This is a genomic window from Amedibacterium intestinale, assembly GCF_010537335.1.
GTDB classification, from domain to species: Bacteria; Bacillota_I; Bacilli_A; order Erysipelotrichales; family Erysipelotrichaceae; genus Amedibacterium; species Amedibacterium intestinale.
In genome coordinates this window covers 831,280-847,627 of record NZ_AP019711.1, presented here as the reverse complement: position 1 = coordinate 847,627, position 16,348 = coordinate 831,280, and the positions used below count along the sequence as shown (strand labels likewise).

General features: G+C 33.8%; 19 protein-coding genes and 1 other annotated feature. All 19 genes read left to right on the top strand.

Going from position 1 to position 16,348, the window contains the following annotated elements; all coding sequences use genetic code 11:
• Positions 1 to 11: 11 nt before the first annotated feature.
• Positions 12 to 353, top strand: a complete 342-nt coding sequence (locus A9CBEGH2_RS04365) for a helix-turn-helix transcriptional regulator (RefSeq protein WP_232057311.1) — start codon at positions 12 to 14, stop codon at positions 351 to 353.
• Positions 354 to 653: 300 nt separating this feature from the next.
• Complete coding sequence (locus tag A9CBEGH2_RS04360; protein WP_118277114.1) at positions 654 to 1,121, top strand: hypothetical protein; 468 nt, start codon at positions 654 to 656, stop codon at positions 1,119 to 1,121.
• A 229-nt stretch (positions 1,122 to 1,350) separates the two neighbouring features.
• Positions 1,351 to 2,733: a dipeptidase PepV gene (gene pepV / locus A9CBEGH2_RS04355; protein WP_163104361.1), complete on the top strand. Its 1,383-nt coding sequence runs from the start codon at positions 1,351 to 1,353 to the stop codon at positions 2,731 to 2,733.
• A gap of 17 nt (positions 2,734 to 2,750) precedes the next feature.
• Entirely contained in the window at positions 2,751 to 3,410 is a 660-nt protein-coding gene (gene trmB / locus A9CBEGH2_RS04350; RefSeq protein ID WP_118277116.1) for a tRNA (guanosine(46)-N7)-methyltransferase TrmB, read from the top strand.
• Position 3,411: 1 nt separating this feature from the next.
• Positions 3,412 to 3,744 carry a thioredoxin family protein gene (locus A9CBEGH2_RS04345; protein ID WP_118277117.1) on the top strand — a complete coding sequence of 111 codons (333 nt, stop codon included), beginning with the start codon at positions 3,412 to 3,414 and terminating at the stop codon, positions 3,742 to 3,744.
• A gap of 15 nt (positions 3,745 to 3,759) precedes the next feature.
• Positions 3,760 to 4,452: an internalin gene (locus A9CBEGH2_RS04340; protein WP_118361314.1), complete on the top strand. Its 693-nt coding sequence runs from the start codon at positions 3,760 to 3,762 to the stop codon at positions 4,450 to 4,452.
• Between the two features lie 2 nt (positions 4,453 to 4,454).
• The gene (murC, locus tag A9CBEGH2_RS04335; protein ID WP_118361312.1) at positions 4,455 to 5,768 is read left to right on the top strand and encodes a UDP-N-acetylmuramate--L-alanine ligase; all 1,314 of its coding nucleotides are present in this window, start codon (positions 4,455 to 4,457) and stop codon (positions 5,766 to 5,768) included.
• Between the two features lie 49 nt (positions 5,769 to 5,817).
• The gene (locus tag A9CBEGH2_RS04330) at positions 5,818 to 6,213 is read left to right on the top strand and encodes a histidine kinase (protein WP_118277120.1); all 396 of its coding nucleotides are present in this window, start codon (positions 5,818 to 5,820) and stop codon (positions 6,211 to 6,213) included.
• Entirely contained in the window at positions 6,197 to 6,733 is a 537-nt protein-coding gene (locus A9CBEGH2_RS04325) for a hypothetical protein (RefSeq protein WP_118277121.1), read from the top strand. The genes A9CBEGH2_RS04330 and A9CBEGH2_RS04325 overlap by 17 nt, the downstream gene beginning before the upstream one ends.
• A 12-nt stretch (positions 6,734 to 6,745) precedes the next feature.
• Complete coding sequence (locus tag A9CBEGH2_RS04320; protein ID WP_115714946.1) at positions 6,746 to 7,741, top strand: LacI family DNA-binding transcriptional regulator; 996 nt, start codon at positions 6,746 to 6,748, stop codon at positions 7,739 to 7,741.
• Positions 7,742 to 7,779: 38 nt separating this feature from the next.
• Positions 7,780 to 7,981: a binding site (T-box leader), on the top strand.
• Positions 7,982 to 8,020: 39 nt separating this feature from the next.
• Positions 8,021 to 9,253 (top strand): tyrosine--tRNA ligase, encoded by a 1,233-nt coding sequence (tyrS, locus tag A9CBEGH2_RS04315; RefSeq protein WP_118361310.1) that lies wholly within the window; start codon positions 8,021 to 8,023, stop codon positions 9,251 to 9,253.
• A 77-nt stretch (positions 9,254 to 9,330) separates the two neighbouring features.
• Positions 9,331 to 10,101, top strand: a complete 771-nt coding sequence (locus A9CBEGH2_RS04310) for a hypothetical protein (protein ID WP_118361308.1) — start codon at positions 9,331 to 9,333, stop codon at positions 10,099 to 10,101.
• On the top strand, positions 10,088 to 10,669 hold the full coding sequence (locus tag A9CBEGH2_RS04305) for a dipicolinate synthase subunit B (RefSeq protein WP_232057310.1): 582 nt from the start codon (positions 10,088 to 10,090) through the stop codon (positions 10,667 to 10,669). The genes A9CBEGH2_RS04310 and A9CBEGH2_RS04305 overlap by 14 nt, the downstream gene beginning before the upstream one ends.
• Positions 10,670 to 11,515: a 4-hydroxy-tetrahydrodipicolinate synthase gene (gene dapA / locus A9CBEGH2_RS04300; RefSeq protein WP_118361306.1), complete on the top strand. Its 846-nt coding sequence runs from the start codon at positions 10,670 to 10,672 to the stop codon at positions 11,513 to 11,515.
• Positions 11,516 to 11,559: 44 nt separating this feature from the next.
• On the top strand, positions 11,560 to 11,736 hold the full coding sequence (locus A9CBEGH2_RS04295) for a sporulation protein Cse60 (protein WP_115714942.1): 177 nt from the start codon (positions 11,560 to 11,562) through the stop codon (positions 11,734 to 11,736).
• Between the two features lie 42 nt (positions 11,737 to 11,778).
• Entirely contained in the window at positions 11,779 to 11,943 is a 165-nt protein-coding gene (locus A9CBEGH2_RS04290; RefSeq protein WP_115714941.1) for a DUF1540 domain-containing protein, read from the top strand.
• 129 nt (positions 11,944 to 12,072) lie between these two features.
• The gene (gene asnB, locus A9CBEGH2_RS04285) at positions 12,073 to 13,908 is read left to right on the top strand and encodes an asparagine synthase (glutamine-hydrolyzing) (RefSeq protein WP_118361304.1); all 1,836 of its coding nucleotides are present in this window, start codon (positions 12,073 to 12,075) and stop codon (positions 13,906 to 13,908) included.
• A gap of 209 nt (positions 13,909 to 14,117) precedes the next feature.
• Positions 14,118 to 14,684 carry a hypothetical protein gene (locus A9CBEGH2_RS04280; RefSeq protein ID WP_115714939.1) on the top strand — a complete coding sequence of 189 codons (567 nt, stop codon included), beginning with the start codon at positions 14,118 to 14,120 and terminating at the stop codon, positions 14,682 to 14,684.
• A 14-nt stretch (positions 14,685 to 14,698) separates the two neighbouring features.
• Positions 14,699 to 16,339, top strand: coding sequence for an oligosaccharide flippase family protein (locus tag A9CBEGH2_RS04275; RefSeq protein ID WP_118277125.1), 1,641 nt, complete (start codon positions 14,699 to 14,701; stop codon positions 16,337 to 16,339).
• Positions 16,340 to 16,348: the final 9 nt, after the last annotated feature.

The following is a 16,348-nucleotide window of genomic DNA, read 5'->3' as shown; positions in this document are numbered from 1 at the left end:
GAGGGAGGGATATGATGTATTTATCATTTGTTAGTGTAACTATAGGTCTTGTGTTTTTCGCAGCATTTGTCTATTTATTTTATCTGGTAGTCAAGGCATTGAAGAAATATAATGGTTCACAGCAGGTAAGAAAAGAAAAGGCAGAGAAGTCAAAAACACTTGGAGAACTCTTAAAAAATCATCGAATCGAATGTAAAATGACACAGGAGTTTGTGGCAGAAGCAATAGGTGTAAGCAGACAGGCAGTATCAAAATGGGAAAGTGGAAAATCAGACCCAAGTACGACCAATCTACTCGCTTTAGCAGATTTATTTGGTATCAGTGCAGAAGATTTATTGAAAGAAGTGCAGTAATGCCTGTATATTTGACTTAATCATAGAAATATTCATGAACAAGTGGTGCATACAAAGGGATATTTGTATGCACTGTTTTTATATCGTGGAAATAGGCAGATCTCGACACATTTTTTGTAGAAGCGTTTTTAAGAGTTGCTGTTGCAATTGATGAAGATTAATGAGCTTTATAGACACTATGTTTTTTATAGGGGGATATAATTCTTTTTGTTTATTAAGATTCTTTAAGAAAGGTTTTCTATGCAGGGGAATACTTGTTTATTATAATATGCTTGGATTTGAATAAAGGGAGGAAGGTAAATGAAAATAAAGCTTTTTATTACAGGAGTTATAAGCTATGTTGCCATGCTGTTTTCCTTTTTTTATTACAGTATGGCACAGTCTGCGCATACGACACCGGAGTATAGTGTATATAGAGATGCTGCTATGCGACATGTTGATTTATTATATAATACGAATCTGCATGTAGATCCTGCACAAATAAATACGTATTTAGGATTCTTTATTATCTCATCTGTTATTTTGTTTGTTACGTGTATCATGTTTTATAAAAGAATAGGTAAAGGAATTCTAGATGTTGTAATAATAAGTTTAATTTATTTTTCTTTAAATTATTCTATAATCATCTGCTCATTCGTGTATAGTTTGATTGTAATACCATATTACAGTGCATTTCATTCAACATTGTATTATAGTAATCTGATAATTGGTACGTTTTTGTATGTAATATTATGTATAGTGATAAAAAGAAGTAAGGAATGGATGTAAGTATAGATTATAACAATCAGAGTGTTTCTAGATATCGTGTGGATAGGTTATTCTAACAAGAAAATAGCATAAAAAATGTATACTTATATCGTATGAAAAACTAGGTACATGGGTATTTTAAACGTGTATTGGAAGTGTCTGCAATGTTTATGAAAATTTATGAAAAAAACATAGGTATTCCTAGGGCTTTGTGTTAAAATATAAATATATGAAATATGAGGTGAATTTTATGAATTGGTTAAATGAAATTGAAAAATATAAAGAAGACTTTATTAGTGACTTACGTGGAATTATTGCGATTCCATCTGTTAAAGATACAGAAAAAGAAAATGCACCTTTTGGAGAAGGGTGCAGAAAAGCTTTGGATTATATGCTGGAGCTTGGTAGAAAAGAAGGCTTTGAAGTCAAAGATTATAACGGCTATGCGGGTGTCATCAGTTATGGTGAAGGGGAAGAAAGTGTTGGTGTTTTGGCACACTTGGATATTGTTCCTATTGGAGAAGGATGGACAAAAAATCCATTTGGCGGAGAAATTGTTGATGGCTATATGTTTGGACGTGGTACAGTAGATGACAAAGGTCCTGCTATGGCTGGTTTTTACGCGTTGAAAATGCTGAAGGATAATAACATTAAATTAAATAAGAAAATCATGCTGATTCTTGGATGTGATGAAGAGAGTGGTATGGAATGTATGGAATATTATGTAAAACATGGAGAAATTCCAACGATGGGATTTACACCAGATGCTGATTTCCCTGTAATTTATGGGGAAAAGGGTGGACTGAACATTCGCATGAAAGGAACATGCAATACGGTTATTAAATCAATGCATGCAGGAGATCGCCCAAATATCGTTATTGGAAAGGCATCTCTTGTTGTTGGTGAGTGGAATGACAGCTTGATGGATATGTTTGACTTCTACTTGAAAAGCAATGGCTTAAAAGGAAGTGTTGCTTATACAGGGGATGAGGCAACGTTAGAAATTGAAGGTGCATTTGCACATGCGGCAATGCCTTATAATGGGGTGAATGCGGCTTTGCATCTTTTAAACTTTGTAGGAAGTGCTTTCCAGGATAAGTTTGCTGCAGATACATACTATATGTTAAAAGACTGGCAGGGAAAACCTTTAGGAATTGATATTGATGGAGCTTATATGGGCTTTTTAACAATGAATACAGGGATTGTAGATATTGAAAATAACGAGGCTAGTATCGTAATTGATATTCGCTATCCTAATGATGCAGATTCAGATAAAATCATGGAAGGATTCCACAAAACTGCAAAAGAATTAGATTATGGATTAGATATTGTTTTGGAACACAATATGAAGCCATTGTTTGTGGATCCTAATTCTGAACTTGTACAGACATTGTCTGGTGTTTATCGTGAATACAGTAAAGATACCTTTACTCCAAATATTACGATTGGCGGGGGTACTTATGCGAAAAAATTCCCTAACTTTGTAGCATTTGGACCAGAATTTCCAAATCGTAAATCACCAGAACACATGTATGTTGGAGGATGTCATCAAAAAGATGAAGGTGTTAATGTAGATGACCTGCTTCTTTCTGTAGGTATTTATACAGCTTCATTAGAAAAACTTGCCAAATAAGACGAGGAGTAGAAAACATGAGAATGCGAAAACTGCCATGGGCAGAAGATTTTTTGAATGAGCAGGAAGTTGTAGTAAAAGAACCTGCACAATATAAAGGAACATGGAAAGAAATGTTAGACTGTACCTGTCTGCATGTGGAAATTGGTACTGGGAAAGGTGATTACTGGACGAAAATGTCACAGTGTTATCCTGATTTTGGATGGATCGGTGTAGAAAAAAACAGCAGTGTTGCTGCTCTTGCTGTTCGTAAATTTGTTAATATGGAAGGCAAGAAAGAACATATGCGTTTTATCCAGGATGATGCAGAAGAGATTGCCCAGTGGTTTGCACATGGGGAAGTGGATGTTATTCATTTAAACTTTTCAGATCCATGGCCGAAAAAAAGAGCACATAAAAAACGTCTTTCCAATCATAAATTTATTGCACAGTATGCAGATATTTTAAGTGATGATGGAGAAATTCAAATGAAAACAGATAACAGTTCTTTGTTTGAATACAGTATCATGGAATTTCAAAACGAAGGATGGTATCTACATGATTTTAGTGTAGATTATCGAAGAGTTGAACATGATGAAGATGTGATTACAGAATATGAAAATCGTTTTATGGAACGAAATCAGCCAATTTATCGTGCTGTTTGGAAAAAGCATCCAGTTGTAAAAAAGGAGAATTAACATGAAAGAATGCATGCAAGAAATTAAAACATTAGAAGAATTTGAAACTGCAAAACAGCAGGGTGGAATCAATGTATTTACATTTTCGGCAAACTGGTGTCCGGATTGTGTGTTTATTAAACCGTTTATGCCAAAACTGGTAGAAAAATATAGTGATTATCATTTCTATTATATTGACAGAGATCAGTTGATGGATGCTGCAGTGGAATTAATGGTTATGGGAATTCCTAGTTTTGTAGCATTTAAAGATGGAGAAGAAACAGGTCGCTTTGTTTCAAAACTACGTAAAACAGAACAGGAAATCGATGATTTTCTAAGTGGATTATCAAAATAGAGGAGATGATACAGCGTGTCTATTTTTAATAAAATTACAAAATTTTTGTTTGAAGAAACAGAGACAGAGATTGTAGCTGAAGATGAGCTTGAAACTGTTTCTTTCAGTCAAAATAAAGCGCAGGATAAAACGGTAAAAAAGGATACAGCAACACAGGAGCAGCAGAAAACTCCTGTTAATACAATCAATGAAGAACCAAAACAAGATGAAAAAAAATTTGTGAGCATTGAGGTTGAACAGAAACCTAAAACAAAACCTGTAAAAAAAGAAAGCGAAAAAATCGTTTTGCCTAAAAAAGAATATGAACAGGTGCCGGTAATTTCACCAATGTTTGGTGCAACGGAAGAAAAACAGCCTGTAAAGAAAAAAGCAGCTGTCAAACCTGCTCCAAAACATACAGCAAAAAAAGTAAATCCTTTAGGAACGATTATCTCTCCTTATTTTGGCGCAGAAGAATTGGAAGAATTTGAAGAAGAAGCTAAAAAAGATATCGAAATTCAGGAAAAAATTGAGAAAGAAGATATTCTTGATACAGTGCAGGAAAACATGGAATTCAATAGTGAAGAAGATATAAAAAATGTATCTTTAGATGATTTGATCGAAGAAGATGAAGATGATTCTTTGGAAAAAGATATGCTGCAGATTTCTTTGTTTGGAGATTCTACGCCGGTAAAAAGTGTAGAAGCGATGGAAAAAGAGGAGGCGTAAGGATGCATTATCATTTTATTGGAATCAAAGGTTCTGGAATGGCTTCTTTGGCAACGATTGTTGCAGATCGTCATGAAACTGTAAGTGGTTCAGATATTGAAAAATATATTTTTACGCAAAAACCTTTAGAAGAAAGAAATATTCCTATTACTTCTTTTTCTGAAGATAACATTCAGGAAGGAATGGTCGTGATTGTTGGAAATGCTTTTGATGATACAAATCCAGAAGTAAAAAAAGCATTTGAACTGCAAAAGCAGGGAAAGACAACTGTTTACTGGTATCATGAATTTTTAGGACAGCTCGTAAATGAATATACAAGCATTTCTGTAGCGGGTACACATGGAAAAACTACAACAACTGGTATGCTTTCACATGTCATGTCGCTAGCCTCTCCTACAGGGTTTTTAATTGGAGATGGAACTGGTGATATGCCGGATAATAGCCGCTATTTTGTTTTAGAGTCATGTGAATATAAACGTCATTTTCTGGCGTATTACCCTCAATATGCGATTATAACGAATATCGAACTGGATCATGTTGATTACTATAAAGATATGGAGGATTATCGTTCTGCATTTGAAACATTTGCGAACCAGGTAAAAAAAGGTGTAGTTTTATTTGGGGATGATGAAGAAGTTTTAAAATTACATATTACAACAGAGCATCTATATTATGGATTGCACGATAATAATGATGTACAGGCAGTAAACGTTATACAGAATGAGAATGGTATGCAATTTGATGTTTTGTATAAAAAAGAAAAATTTGGAACGTTTAAACTTCCATTTGTTGGGAAACCTTTATTGTGGAACAGTTTAGGTGTAATAGCAGTTGGAATCATGGAAGGTTTGTCATATGAACTTCTGCAGGAAGGCTTATCTACATTTCCAGGAGTAAAACGTCGTTTCACAACAGAAGAAAATAAAGATAATGTTTATATCGATGATTACGCCCATCATCCAACAGCAGTAAAATATATGATAGAAGCTGCGCGTGTGAAATATCCAGGCAAGAAAGTAATCGCAATCTTTAAGCCAGATCGATATTCTCGTATATATTATTTTATGGATCGATTTGCACAGGAATTAGATAAAGCAGATGAAGTTTATTTGTGTCATTTCCCTGAGAATGCAGCAAAGGAAGATGGTATTGATATTACGATTCAGGATTTGGCTGATAAAAGCAGCAAAGCTGTTGTTATTGCGGAAGATGAGGAAGCTGCAAAACAGTTAGCTTCCAGAGGTCCTGCTGTTTATCTGTTCATGAGCAGCAAAGATATTTATAAATTGAAAAATATTGTAAAAACGTTTCAGTAAGATTGAGATAGTTTACCAATTCAGTTAAAATTAGAAAAGAGGTGTTTTCATGGGTTTGGATCAGTTGTTAGAATTGACAAGCAATGTAGCTGTTAAAGCGTTGCCGATAGCAGGGGTTGTCGTTTTGATTTTTTTGGCAATTTTCTTAAAGCGTTTAGTTTCCTTGCTGAATACAACGCAGGATTGTGTACAAAGCATTAAGAAAACGGTAGAAACTGCAAATAAAGAACTTGAAACACTAGAAAAGCCATTACAGACACTAAATGAGTTGAGTGATACCGTAGATTGTGTTCATGAAGCCAGCAAACACGCTGTACGTTCTTCTATCGCAATTTTTTTAGAAAATTTGACATATATAAAAGACTGGATTTTTAAAAAAATGGGCAATGAAGAAGAAATAAAAGAAGAGTCTTGCGAGGTAAATGTTGATGAAAAAAATGGATGATAAGATCGAAAATTTGGAAAAAGAAGTGAAGTATCACATAATTGAATTAGAAGAAAATGTTGATGAGCATATTTCACCAATTATAGAAGATACAAAAAACAGCTTGCACACTCTATTTCAAGAATCCAGGGAAAAGATGAAGGAAACAATGACGTCACAGGAAATGAAGGAGCGTTTATATAAATTAAAAGAAGATAGCTTGAAAATTTTAGAGATGGCTAAACAAAAAATAGAGGAGTTTAACTCTAATGATGAAGTTATAAAAGGAAAGAAAAAATTAAACGATGCCACTTTGGCGGCAGCTCGCTGTATTAGTGATGGAATTGATGAAATCATGAAAAATGAAACGCTGAATCGTACGGTTGATACGATTGCGAATAAAGTAGACACCTTTTGTAAAGATGAACGAGTTGTAAAACAAGTAGACAAATTAAAAAAAGGAACGTTGAAATTGGCGGAAAATGCGTTTGAAGGATTAAAACGTGTTTTAGATACTGATAATAAAGATGAAGAGAAGTAGGAAGGGATATTTATGAAAAGAATTACGATTTATGATGTCGCAAAAGAAGCAGATGTTTCTCTGGCAACCGTATCACGTGTTATAAATGGTTCTGATGTAGTACGCGAAGATACTAGAGTTAAGGTGCAGGAAGCTATTGAAAAGTTAGGGTATAAGCCAAATGCGATTGCACAGGGGCTGGCTTTGCAGAAAACAACGACAATTGCTTTAATTGTCCCTGAAGCAAGTTATTTTTATACAGGACAAATTATTAATGGACTTATTGATGTTGCTAAAATTTACAAATACAATATCATGCTTCATACCACTACAGAAGGTATAACAGAAATGAATGATATCATTGAAAATGTCATTAAATCACGTGTAGATGGTGTTGTTATTTTCAATGACAAATTAAACAAAGAGGAATTGAATCAGTTGACAACTTATCAGATTCCAATTGTTGTTATCGGAAACCGCATGAGTGATGAAACAGTAGGTTCTGTATATGTTGATTATGCAAAATTAGCATGTGATTATGCTAATGAATGCATTCGCAACGGAAAAACAGATATTGCACTTATTGAAGACCGCAAGAATCCGGCAATGATCAAACAGCTTCGTGATGGTTTGTCTCGTGCTTTTAAAGAAAATGGTATGGAATTTAGTGGGTATATCGAAATTCCAAAGGAATATCGTTCTTCTTACCTGTTCTTAAAAGAGTATGTAAAAACAAATCCACGTAAAGATGTCGTAATCACTTATCGTGATTCTCAGGCAATGGCTGTTTTAAATGTAGCAAAAGAAGAAGGCGTAGACATTCCTAATGATATGGAATTGGTTTGTATTCTAGATAGTAAATATAACTCTATGGCACGTCCTCAGATTTCTGGTTTCAAGATTCCAGATTATGATTTAGGTGCTGTGGCTATGCGTTTATTAACAAAAATGTTGACGGATGAAAATGATGTTGTAGATAAAGAAATCGAATTAAGCTACATTTTCACACCTAGACAATCAACAAAATAAGATTGACTTTTACAGGATATATAAGATATACTAATTACAAATCAGCGATGATAAGACAGAGTACATAAAATTTTGCTGCAAAGAGAGACAGCTGGCTGGTGAAAAGCTGTAGAGCAAGTTTATGGAATACACCTTGGAGCTGCTTTATGAAAAGTAAAGCCGTAATTCCTGCGTTAATGGACAGAGTGTTTCGTTTTATGAAAAACTAAGGTGGTACCGCGCGATGACAGCGTCCTTGGAAAAGGGCGCTTTTTTTATTTATTAGGAAGGAAGAAGCATATGAAATTATTTGATGAACTGAAATGGAGAGGGCTTATTAATGATGTAACAAGTCCAGATTTAGAAGAGAAATTAAACGAAGGTGGATTGACGTTCTATATTGGAACAGACCCAACGGGGGATAGTTTGCATATTGGACACTATTCTAGTTTGCTGTGTGCAAAACGTTTGAAAGAACATGGACATCATCCAATTATGCTTGTTGGAGGTGCAACTGGATTTATTGGCGATCCAAAAGCTACTGGAGAAAGAAATATGCTGACAAAAGAAGTTTTACAGCATAATTATGATTGCTTAAGCAAGCAGATCAAAGAATTGTTTGGATTTGAAATGGTAAATAACTTGGATTGGACAAAAGATATTACCATTATTGATTTTTTAAGAGATTATGGAAAATTCTTTAATGTTAACTACATGATCAATAAAGAAACAGTAAAACGTCGTTTAGATTCTGGAATTAGTTATACAGAATTCTCTTATATGCTGTTACAGGCATTGGATTTCTTGCATTTATATGAAGAAAAAAACTGTACCTTACAGTTAGGTGGACAAGATCAGTGGGGAAATATTACAAGTGGTCTAGAACTTATTCGTAAAAAACATGGTGCGGATGTAGAATGCTATGGTTTAACCATGCCTTTAATTACAAAAGCTGACGGTACAAAATTTGGAAAAAGTGAAACTGGTACTGTATGGCTTGATAAAAACAAAACAAGTGCGTATGAAATGTATCAGTTCTTAGTGAATTCTGAGGATGCGAAAGTTATCGATTACTTGAAGAAATTAACTTTCTTAAACAAAGAAGAAATTGATGCATTGGAAGAAAAAGTAAAAACAGAACCACATAAACGTGAAGCACAAAAAGCATTAGCAAAAGAAGTTGTTACATTCCTTCATGGTGAAGAAGAATACGAAAAGGCATTAAAAATTACAAATGCTTTATTTAGAGGAAATATCCAGGAACTAAATGCAGAAGAGTTGGGAGATGCTTTAAAAGGATTCGAAAAGAAAGAAGTAGAAGACAATCTTCTTTTACCTGATTGTTTAGTTCAGGCAGGTATTGCTTCTAGTAAACGTGAAGCTAGAGAATGGATCAACCAGGGTTCTATTCAGATTAATGGGGAAAAACAAACAAGTGTTGAATTTGTAGTATCTAGTGCAAATGCTATTCATGATAAAGATACATTAATTAAAAGAGGAAAACGTAATTATTATGTAATTACACATAAATAAAAATTCAAAAAGCCGAGAGGCTTTTTTTCTTTAACCGTATTTATCACTGCTCATACTATGGAGTAAGGAGGAAAATTATGAAAGCAGGTGTTTTGTGCAGTGATCAAAGGATGTGTCAAATAAAAAACAACTTATCAAAAGACTTTGAAGTTATCTCTATTGATGAATCTACTGATTGGTTGACCCTACCTCAGCTGGATGTTTTGATTTTACCTGTAAAGGGCATGGATACAGAGGGAAATATAGTTATACAAGGAAAGAGTATGCATATTCCTAGTCGCTTCTGGCATATACAAGGAAAGGAAGTAAAACTATTTAGTGGTACGGATGTTAAAGCACCGTTATGTCATTTTTCATTAGACTGTTATATGAATGATGAATCTGTTATTGATGAAAATGCGATATTAACTGCAGAAGGTGTTTTGTCAGAAATATTAGAAGCCACTAATAAAAGTATATATTCCACGAAAATAGATATTGTGGGATATGGGCATTGTGGAAAGGCGATATATCAGATGTTAAAAAATCTTCAGGTTGATGTAAGAGTGATAAGAAGAAATGCACAGAAGCAAGATGACTTTATATCCTATCAGGATTGGAAAGAATGTGGAGATATTATCGTGCATACAGCAACAGGAAAAATTCTAGAAGAAAAAAGACTTCTTCAATGGGAGAAAAAACCTGTGATACTAGATATTTCTACTCCTTGTTTCTTTGATGAAAGTTTCTTGAAAAGCAATGGTATCATTTATAAACGACTTGGAAATCTGCCTGGACGTTTTGCCTGTATCAGTGCTGGCAATATCATCGCAAATTATGTTAGGAGGAAAGTAAGTGTTGAAAGATAAGCGCATTTTATTTGGGATTTGTGGCTCTTTCTGTAATCATGCAAAAGTATTAGATGAAATCAAATCTTTATGTGAATGCAATGATGTACAGTTTGTGGTAAGTGAAAATGTTTTTTCTACAGATACTCGTTTCTTTAAAGCAGAAGAATTTTTAAATCAGTTACAACAACTATCCACGCATCCAATTCTTCATACCATACAGAAAGCAGAGCAGATTGGACCTAGAAAATATTTTGATTTGATGGTAATTGCGCCTATGACGGCCAGTGTCGCATCAAAGATAGCAAATGGAGATTATGATCATCCAGTAACACTTGCCGCAAAGGCTATGCTTAGAAATAAAAAAAATATTGTGTTTGGAATTGCGACAAATGATGGGCTAGGCAGTAGTGCGAAAAATATTTTTTCACTATTAAATTATCGTAATTTTTATGCGATTCCATTCCGTCAGGATGCACCATTTGAAAAAGAAAGAAGCATTGTTGCAGAGTGGTCTTTGATAGAAGAAACGTGTCAAAAAGCACTTGAAAATGAACAAATACAGCCGATTTTGCTGGGAGGAAACTAAATGAGTAAAATCATGGTGGCTCTTATTACTCCTTTTACAAAACAGAATCGTGTTGATTATGATGCACTGGCTCATATCATAGAACGTCTGCTGCAGGAGGGAGCAGATGGATTTGTTGTATGTGGGACGACTGCAGAAACACCGACATTGATGGAAGAAGAAAAGCTAGAGATCCTTCGTTTTGTAATTGAAAAAGTAAAACATCGCTGTGAAATATGGATGGGATGTGGAAGTAATTGTACAGCATCTACCTGTTCCATGATACGCAGATTAAATTCTTATGATATTGATGGTTATTTGCTTGTTGTACCTTATTACAACAAGCCATCTCAACAAGGGATTTATCAGCACTTTGCTGCATGTGCACATGTAAGTGAAAAACCGATCATGCTTTATAATATTCCATCTCGCTGCAAGGTGGCACTTGCCTATGAAACGCTATATCAGCTCGTACATGATTTTTCCAATATTGTAGCTTTGAAACATGCAAACAGTGATTTTTCCATTGTAGAAAACATAAAGAGGGATGTTTCAAGTTTTCTTGTATACAGTGGTGAAGATGAACTTTTGGATGAAAGTATAGATGCTGGCATGGATGGAATTATTTCGGTAATGGCCCATGATAATCTTTTAGAAATGAAACGTTTTTTAGAAGAGGGAAGAAAAGATAATGTTCTTCGAAAACGATTGAAAAAAGAGGCTTCGATTGTATTTATGGAACCTTCACCAGCATGTATAAAATATATTCTTCATAAAAAAGGCGAGTGTGAAAATATCCTTCGTCTTCCAATGACTTCAATAACAAAATCTACAAAAGATGTTATTGATGCATACTATAAATTCTGACACAATATTTTTGTTGTTAGATGTATGCTTTTGATGGTGATAATATGAAGGTAAAGGTATTTGATGAAGAACATGAAGATGATTTAACGCAGGCAATCAATGCTTTTTTCAAGGAGCATCCGAATATAAAGATGAAAGATATTCGTTTTTCTACAGCAGCATGTATATATGAGGAAACACAAATTTACTGTTTTTCTGCTTTGCTGGTTTATGAGGAATAAAATTGCTTTTATAACCCATACTAGTTTATGGAGGTGGAACCCATGCAGAACAAAACTGAAATTTTATGCAGTGTAAGAAATTGTGTATATCACAATCAGGACCGCTGCCATGCACAGACCATTCGTGTGGATTGTGATAACTGTGTAATGCCAAATGACTGTCATGAAACAAAATGTCAGTCTTTCCGTTGCAAAGATGGAAAATAAGTAAAAAAGCTGTGATGAGTAGGAGGATTCTTTCTTTACGAAAATCACGCTTTTTTAATGTTTTTTTAATTACTTCTATGCTATAATAAGTTCACATGTCGTTGAAATAGAAGTAGGAAGAGTGAGAATATGTGTGGATTTGTAGGATTTATTGATAAAAACAATATAGAAACAAAGAAAATAGCTTTAGAAAATATGATGAATCGTATTATTCATCGCGGGCCGGACAGTGCTGGAACTTATGTTGATGAAAAAGCAGCATTAGGTTTTCGTCGTTTAAGTATTATAGATTTAGAACATGGAAGTCAGCCTATCTATAATGAAAACAAAGATCTTGTCATCGTTTTTAATGGAGAAATTTACAACTTCCAGGAAATCAAGGAAGATTTGGTTTCAAAAGGACATACCTTTCTTACACATACAGATACAGAAGTTATAATTCATGGATTTGAAGAATATGGGAAAGATATCGTTACAAAATTAAGAGGGATGTTTGCATTTGTTATATGGAACACAAAGACAAATGTAATGTTTGGCGCAAGAGATATGTTTGGTATTAAACCATTTTATTATTCAAATACAGAAGATGCATTTCTTTTTGGATCAGAAATCAAATCTTTTATAGAACATCCTTGTTTCCATAAAGAGATGAATAAAAGTGCGTTGAAACCATACTTGACATTCCAGTATTCTGCTTTAAATGAAACTTTCTTTAAAGGTGTATATAAATTAGAACCAGGGCATTGCTTTACGTATGCAAATGGAAAAATGGAAATCGAAACATACCATTCCTTCCAGTTTCATAGGGAAGAAAAAAGCTTTGCTTCTTATGTAGAAGAAATCGAGAAAGTTATGCGTGATTCTGTAAAGTATCATAAAATCAGTGATGTTAAGGTTGGATCATTTCTTTCAGGAGGTGTGGATTCCAGCTATATTACAGAATGCTTGCGTCCAGATCAGACTTTCTCTGTAGGATTTGAAAATAAAGGGTTTAGTGAAGTTGGATATGCAGAAGAATTAAGTGAGATCTTAGGAATTAAAAACGTAAATAAAACGATTCAGCCAGATGAGTTTTTTGATGAAATGGAAAACATTCAGTATTACTCTGATGAACCTCATGCGAATTTATCTGCTGTACCACTTTATTTCTTGTCAAGACTTGCGAAAGAACATGTTACAGTTGTACTTTCTGGTGAAGGAGCAGATGAATTGTTTGGAGGATACGATTCTTATGCACTTAGCGATATGGAAAAGAAATATCGAAAGCTTCCAAAAGGTCTTCGTCATGCTTTAGGAAATTTTGCTACACATCTTCCAAAATTTAGAGGTCGCGACTTCATGGAAAGAAATGGCTTAAATGTAGAAGACTGGTATATTGGACAGGCACATATTTTTGATGAAAAGGATGCCGTTAAAGTATTAACTCCTAATTATCAGAAAGCACCATCTCTGCATGAGATTACAAAACCATATTTTGATAAAGTTAAAGATGCTGATGAATTAACAAAGAAACAGTATCTGGATCTTCATTTATGGCAGCCTAATGACATTTTGTTAAAGGCTGATAAAATGACGATGGCACATTCATTGGAACTTCGTGTACCATTCCTGGATAAAAAAGTTATGGAATTGGCTTCGAAAATCCCAAGTGAGTATAAGTTACAAAATGGACTTACTAAATATGTACTTCGTGAATCTGCTTATAAAGTATTGCCTGAAGAATGGGCAAAACGACCTAAAAAAGGTTTTCCAGTTCCATTCTCAAAATGGATTTTAGAAGAAAAATATTATAAACGAGTAAAAGATGTTTTTACAATGGATTTTGTAAGTGAATTCTTTGATAAGGAACGTATCAATAAATTATTAGATGACCACTATCATCAGAAAACAAATAATGGTCGTAAAGTATATACAATTTATACGTTCTTATTGTGGTATAAAGTATATTTCATAGATGAAAAATAAATCATCGCTTGCTTTATCCTAGAAAAATGATGAATAGAAATGCTTTTATTATATAAATTGTTTTGAGATATTAGGGTATTGAACTTAATCAATCTCTTTACAATGTGATAGAAGCATTTTTTAATATATGGAGTAAATTTTCAACAACAACAAAAAAGATTCGCTAAAAAGGAAGAAACTTGTTATAATTAAAAATGAGGTGATTGGCAATGCATAGACTATGTTTAGTTTTCCTTTGTTTATTACTTGTGTTAACTGGATGCAGTTCAAGTAATTCAAAAGAAATCGAAAGTATAAAAATCTATGAGAGCTATATTGATGCAGTTGCTAATAATAAAGGAATCGAATCTAAAAATATTCCTTTTGATTATAAAATGCATGTATATAAACAAAAAGACAACACATATAAATATGAAATTGAAATTTCTAATCCGCAGGTGGCAATGTACAACATTCAGGCGATAGCAGTTGATCAGGAAGTTGACAGCAACAATAGCGTATATCCATGTTTAGGTTTATTAGGTGATGACGCGGACATGCAGTATAATATGATTCCTTATCAGGCTTATGGAAAAAAAGGATTTATTTCTGGTTTCGTATTAGACTCCATTTCGAAAAGTGATCAGTTTTCTATCAATGTTATGGTAACCTGGAAGGATGCTTCTTTGCGTAATACATCTCGTGTATTCTTTAATTGCAATTATGCACAAGAAAAAGGGGATAATGCGAAAGGTGTAAAAGAAACTTCGGATTCTGGTCAATCAAAAGTGCATTAGAAAGGAAGTAGTACATGAGTAGTAATACAAAAAAATCAATTATTGCAGGAGCTTTGGTAAGTTCTGCGGGTATCTTTTTTTCAAAATTAATAGGATTGCTGTATTCTATACCGTTTAATGATATTTTAGGTTCTTCTGTCAATGTACTGTACTATGGAATGACACAGACATGGTACATGTATCTTTTAAGTGTATGTCAGGCAGGTTTTCCTTTTGCGATTGCCTCTCTTGTTGCACGTTATGTTAGCAAAGGGGATTATGAAACATCTCTGTATGTAAAAAAGATAAGCAGTCGTTTGATGATATCCCTAGGTTTTGTCATGATGCTTTTGCTGATTATTTTTTCAACACCTATTGCAGAAATGATGATTAGTTCTGAAGGTGAAGGAAATGTTACAGATTTTCGATGGGCTCTTGTTGCATCTAGTTTTGCTTTGTTTTTCGTTCCAATTTTATCAAGCCTTCGTGGATATTATCAAGGTCTAAAAGAAATGGAAATATATTCTTTTTCACAGGTGTTAGAACAGCTTGCCAATGCGACTTTCGTACTGGTGGCATCCAGTGTTGCTGTTTATTTGTTTTGTAAAGATCATTTATGGGCAGTTTATTTTGGTGTTTTCTCAACTAGTGTAGCGGCAATTACAGCATTGATTCATTTAAAATTATATGATCGAAAACGTATGGTGCAGATACGTGAACTTGCCAAAAAACAGGAGATGAAGTCTTCTGTAAGTGCAAAAATTATTATTAAAGAGCTTTTAATTGTTTCTATTCCTTTTATGCTTGTGGCATTAATGGGATATAGCGATAGTATCATCAACACTTTCTTTTTATCAAAAGGATTAGAAGCACATAAATATAGTGCACATGAAGTTACAGTGATTGCTTCTGTAATAACTTACTCTCTTGTTAAATTAAGCAGTATTCCTATGGTTTTAGGACCTGGATTTTCTTCTGCAATCATTCCTCATATTTCAAGTGCAATGGCAGAAAATAATACAAAAACAGTTAAGAAAAATATTTGTGAATGTATTGATCTTGTTTTATACATTGCGATTCCTGTAGCTTTTTGTCTGTTTGTTTTTGCCGAACCTTTAATCGTTACCTTATATCCGACAAAAGTTGCAGCGGATATTCCTTTGGCAGCAGATATTGTACGCTGGTTTTCTTTTGTTGCGTTGTTAAATACGATTCTTCCAGTAATAAATAGTATTTTGATCGCAACAAATATGCGTCGAACATCTGTACGAAATATTTTTATACAAACAATCATTAAATTTTCATTGAGTTTTCTTTCATTGAAATATTTTGGGTATCCAGGTCTTGCTGTTTCTTCAATGATTGCATTAGGAACCAATGTTGTTTTATCAATTTATGAAATGACAAAAGTACTTCATATTAACTGGAAATATACCTTTCATAAATTAATTGTCATTGCAGCTGGCTGTTTTGTTATTTGGGGAGTAGCACAAATAATGTTTATGCTTGGTTTTGATAGTGAATATGAGGCAGGCAGAATGATGGCACTTATCCAATTGCTTGTCGCTGGTGGTATATCTGCTCTTGCATATTTTATATTTACGTATATTTTCCAGCTTCCTCAAGTATTATTGAAATTAGATTTCAACAAAATTTTAGCGAAAATTAAAAGATAAATGGAGTAA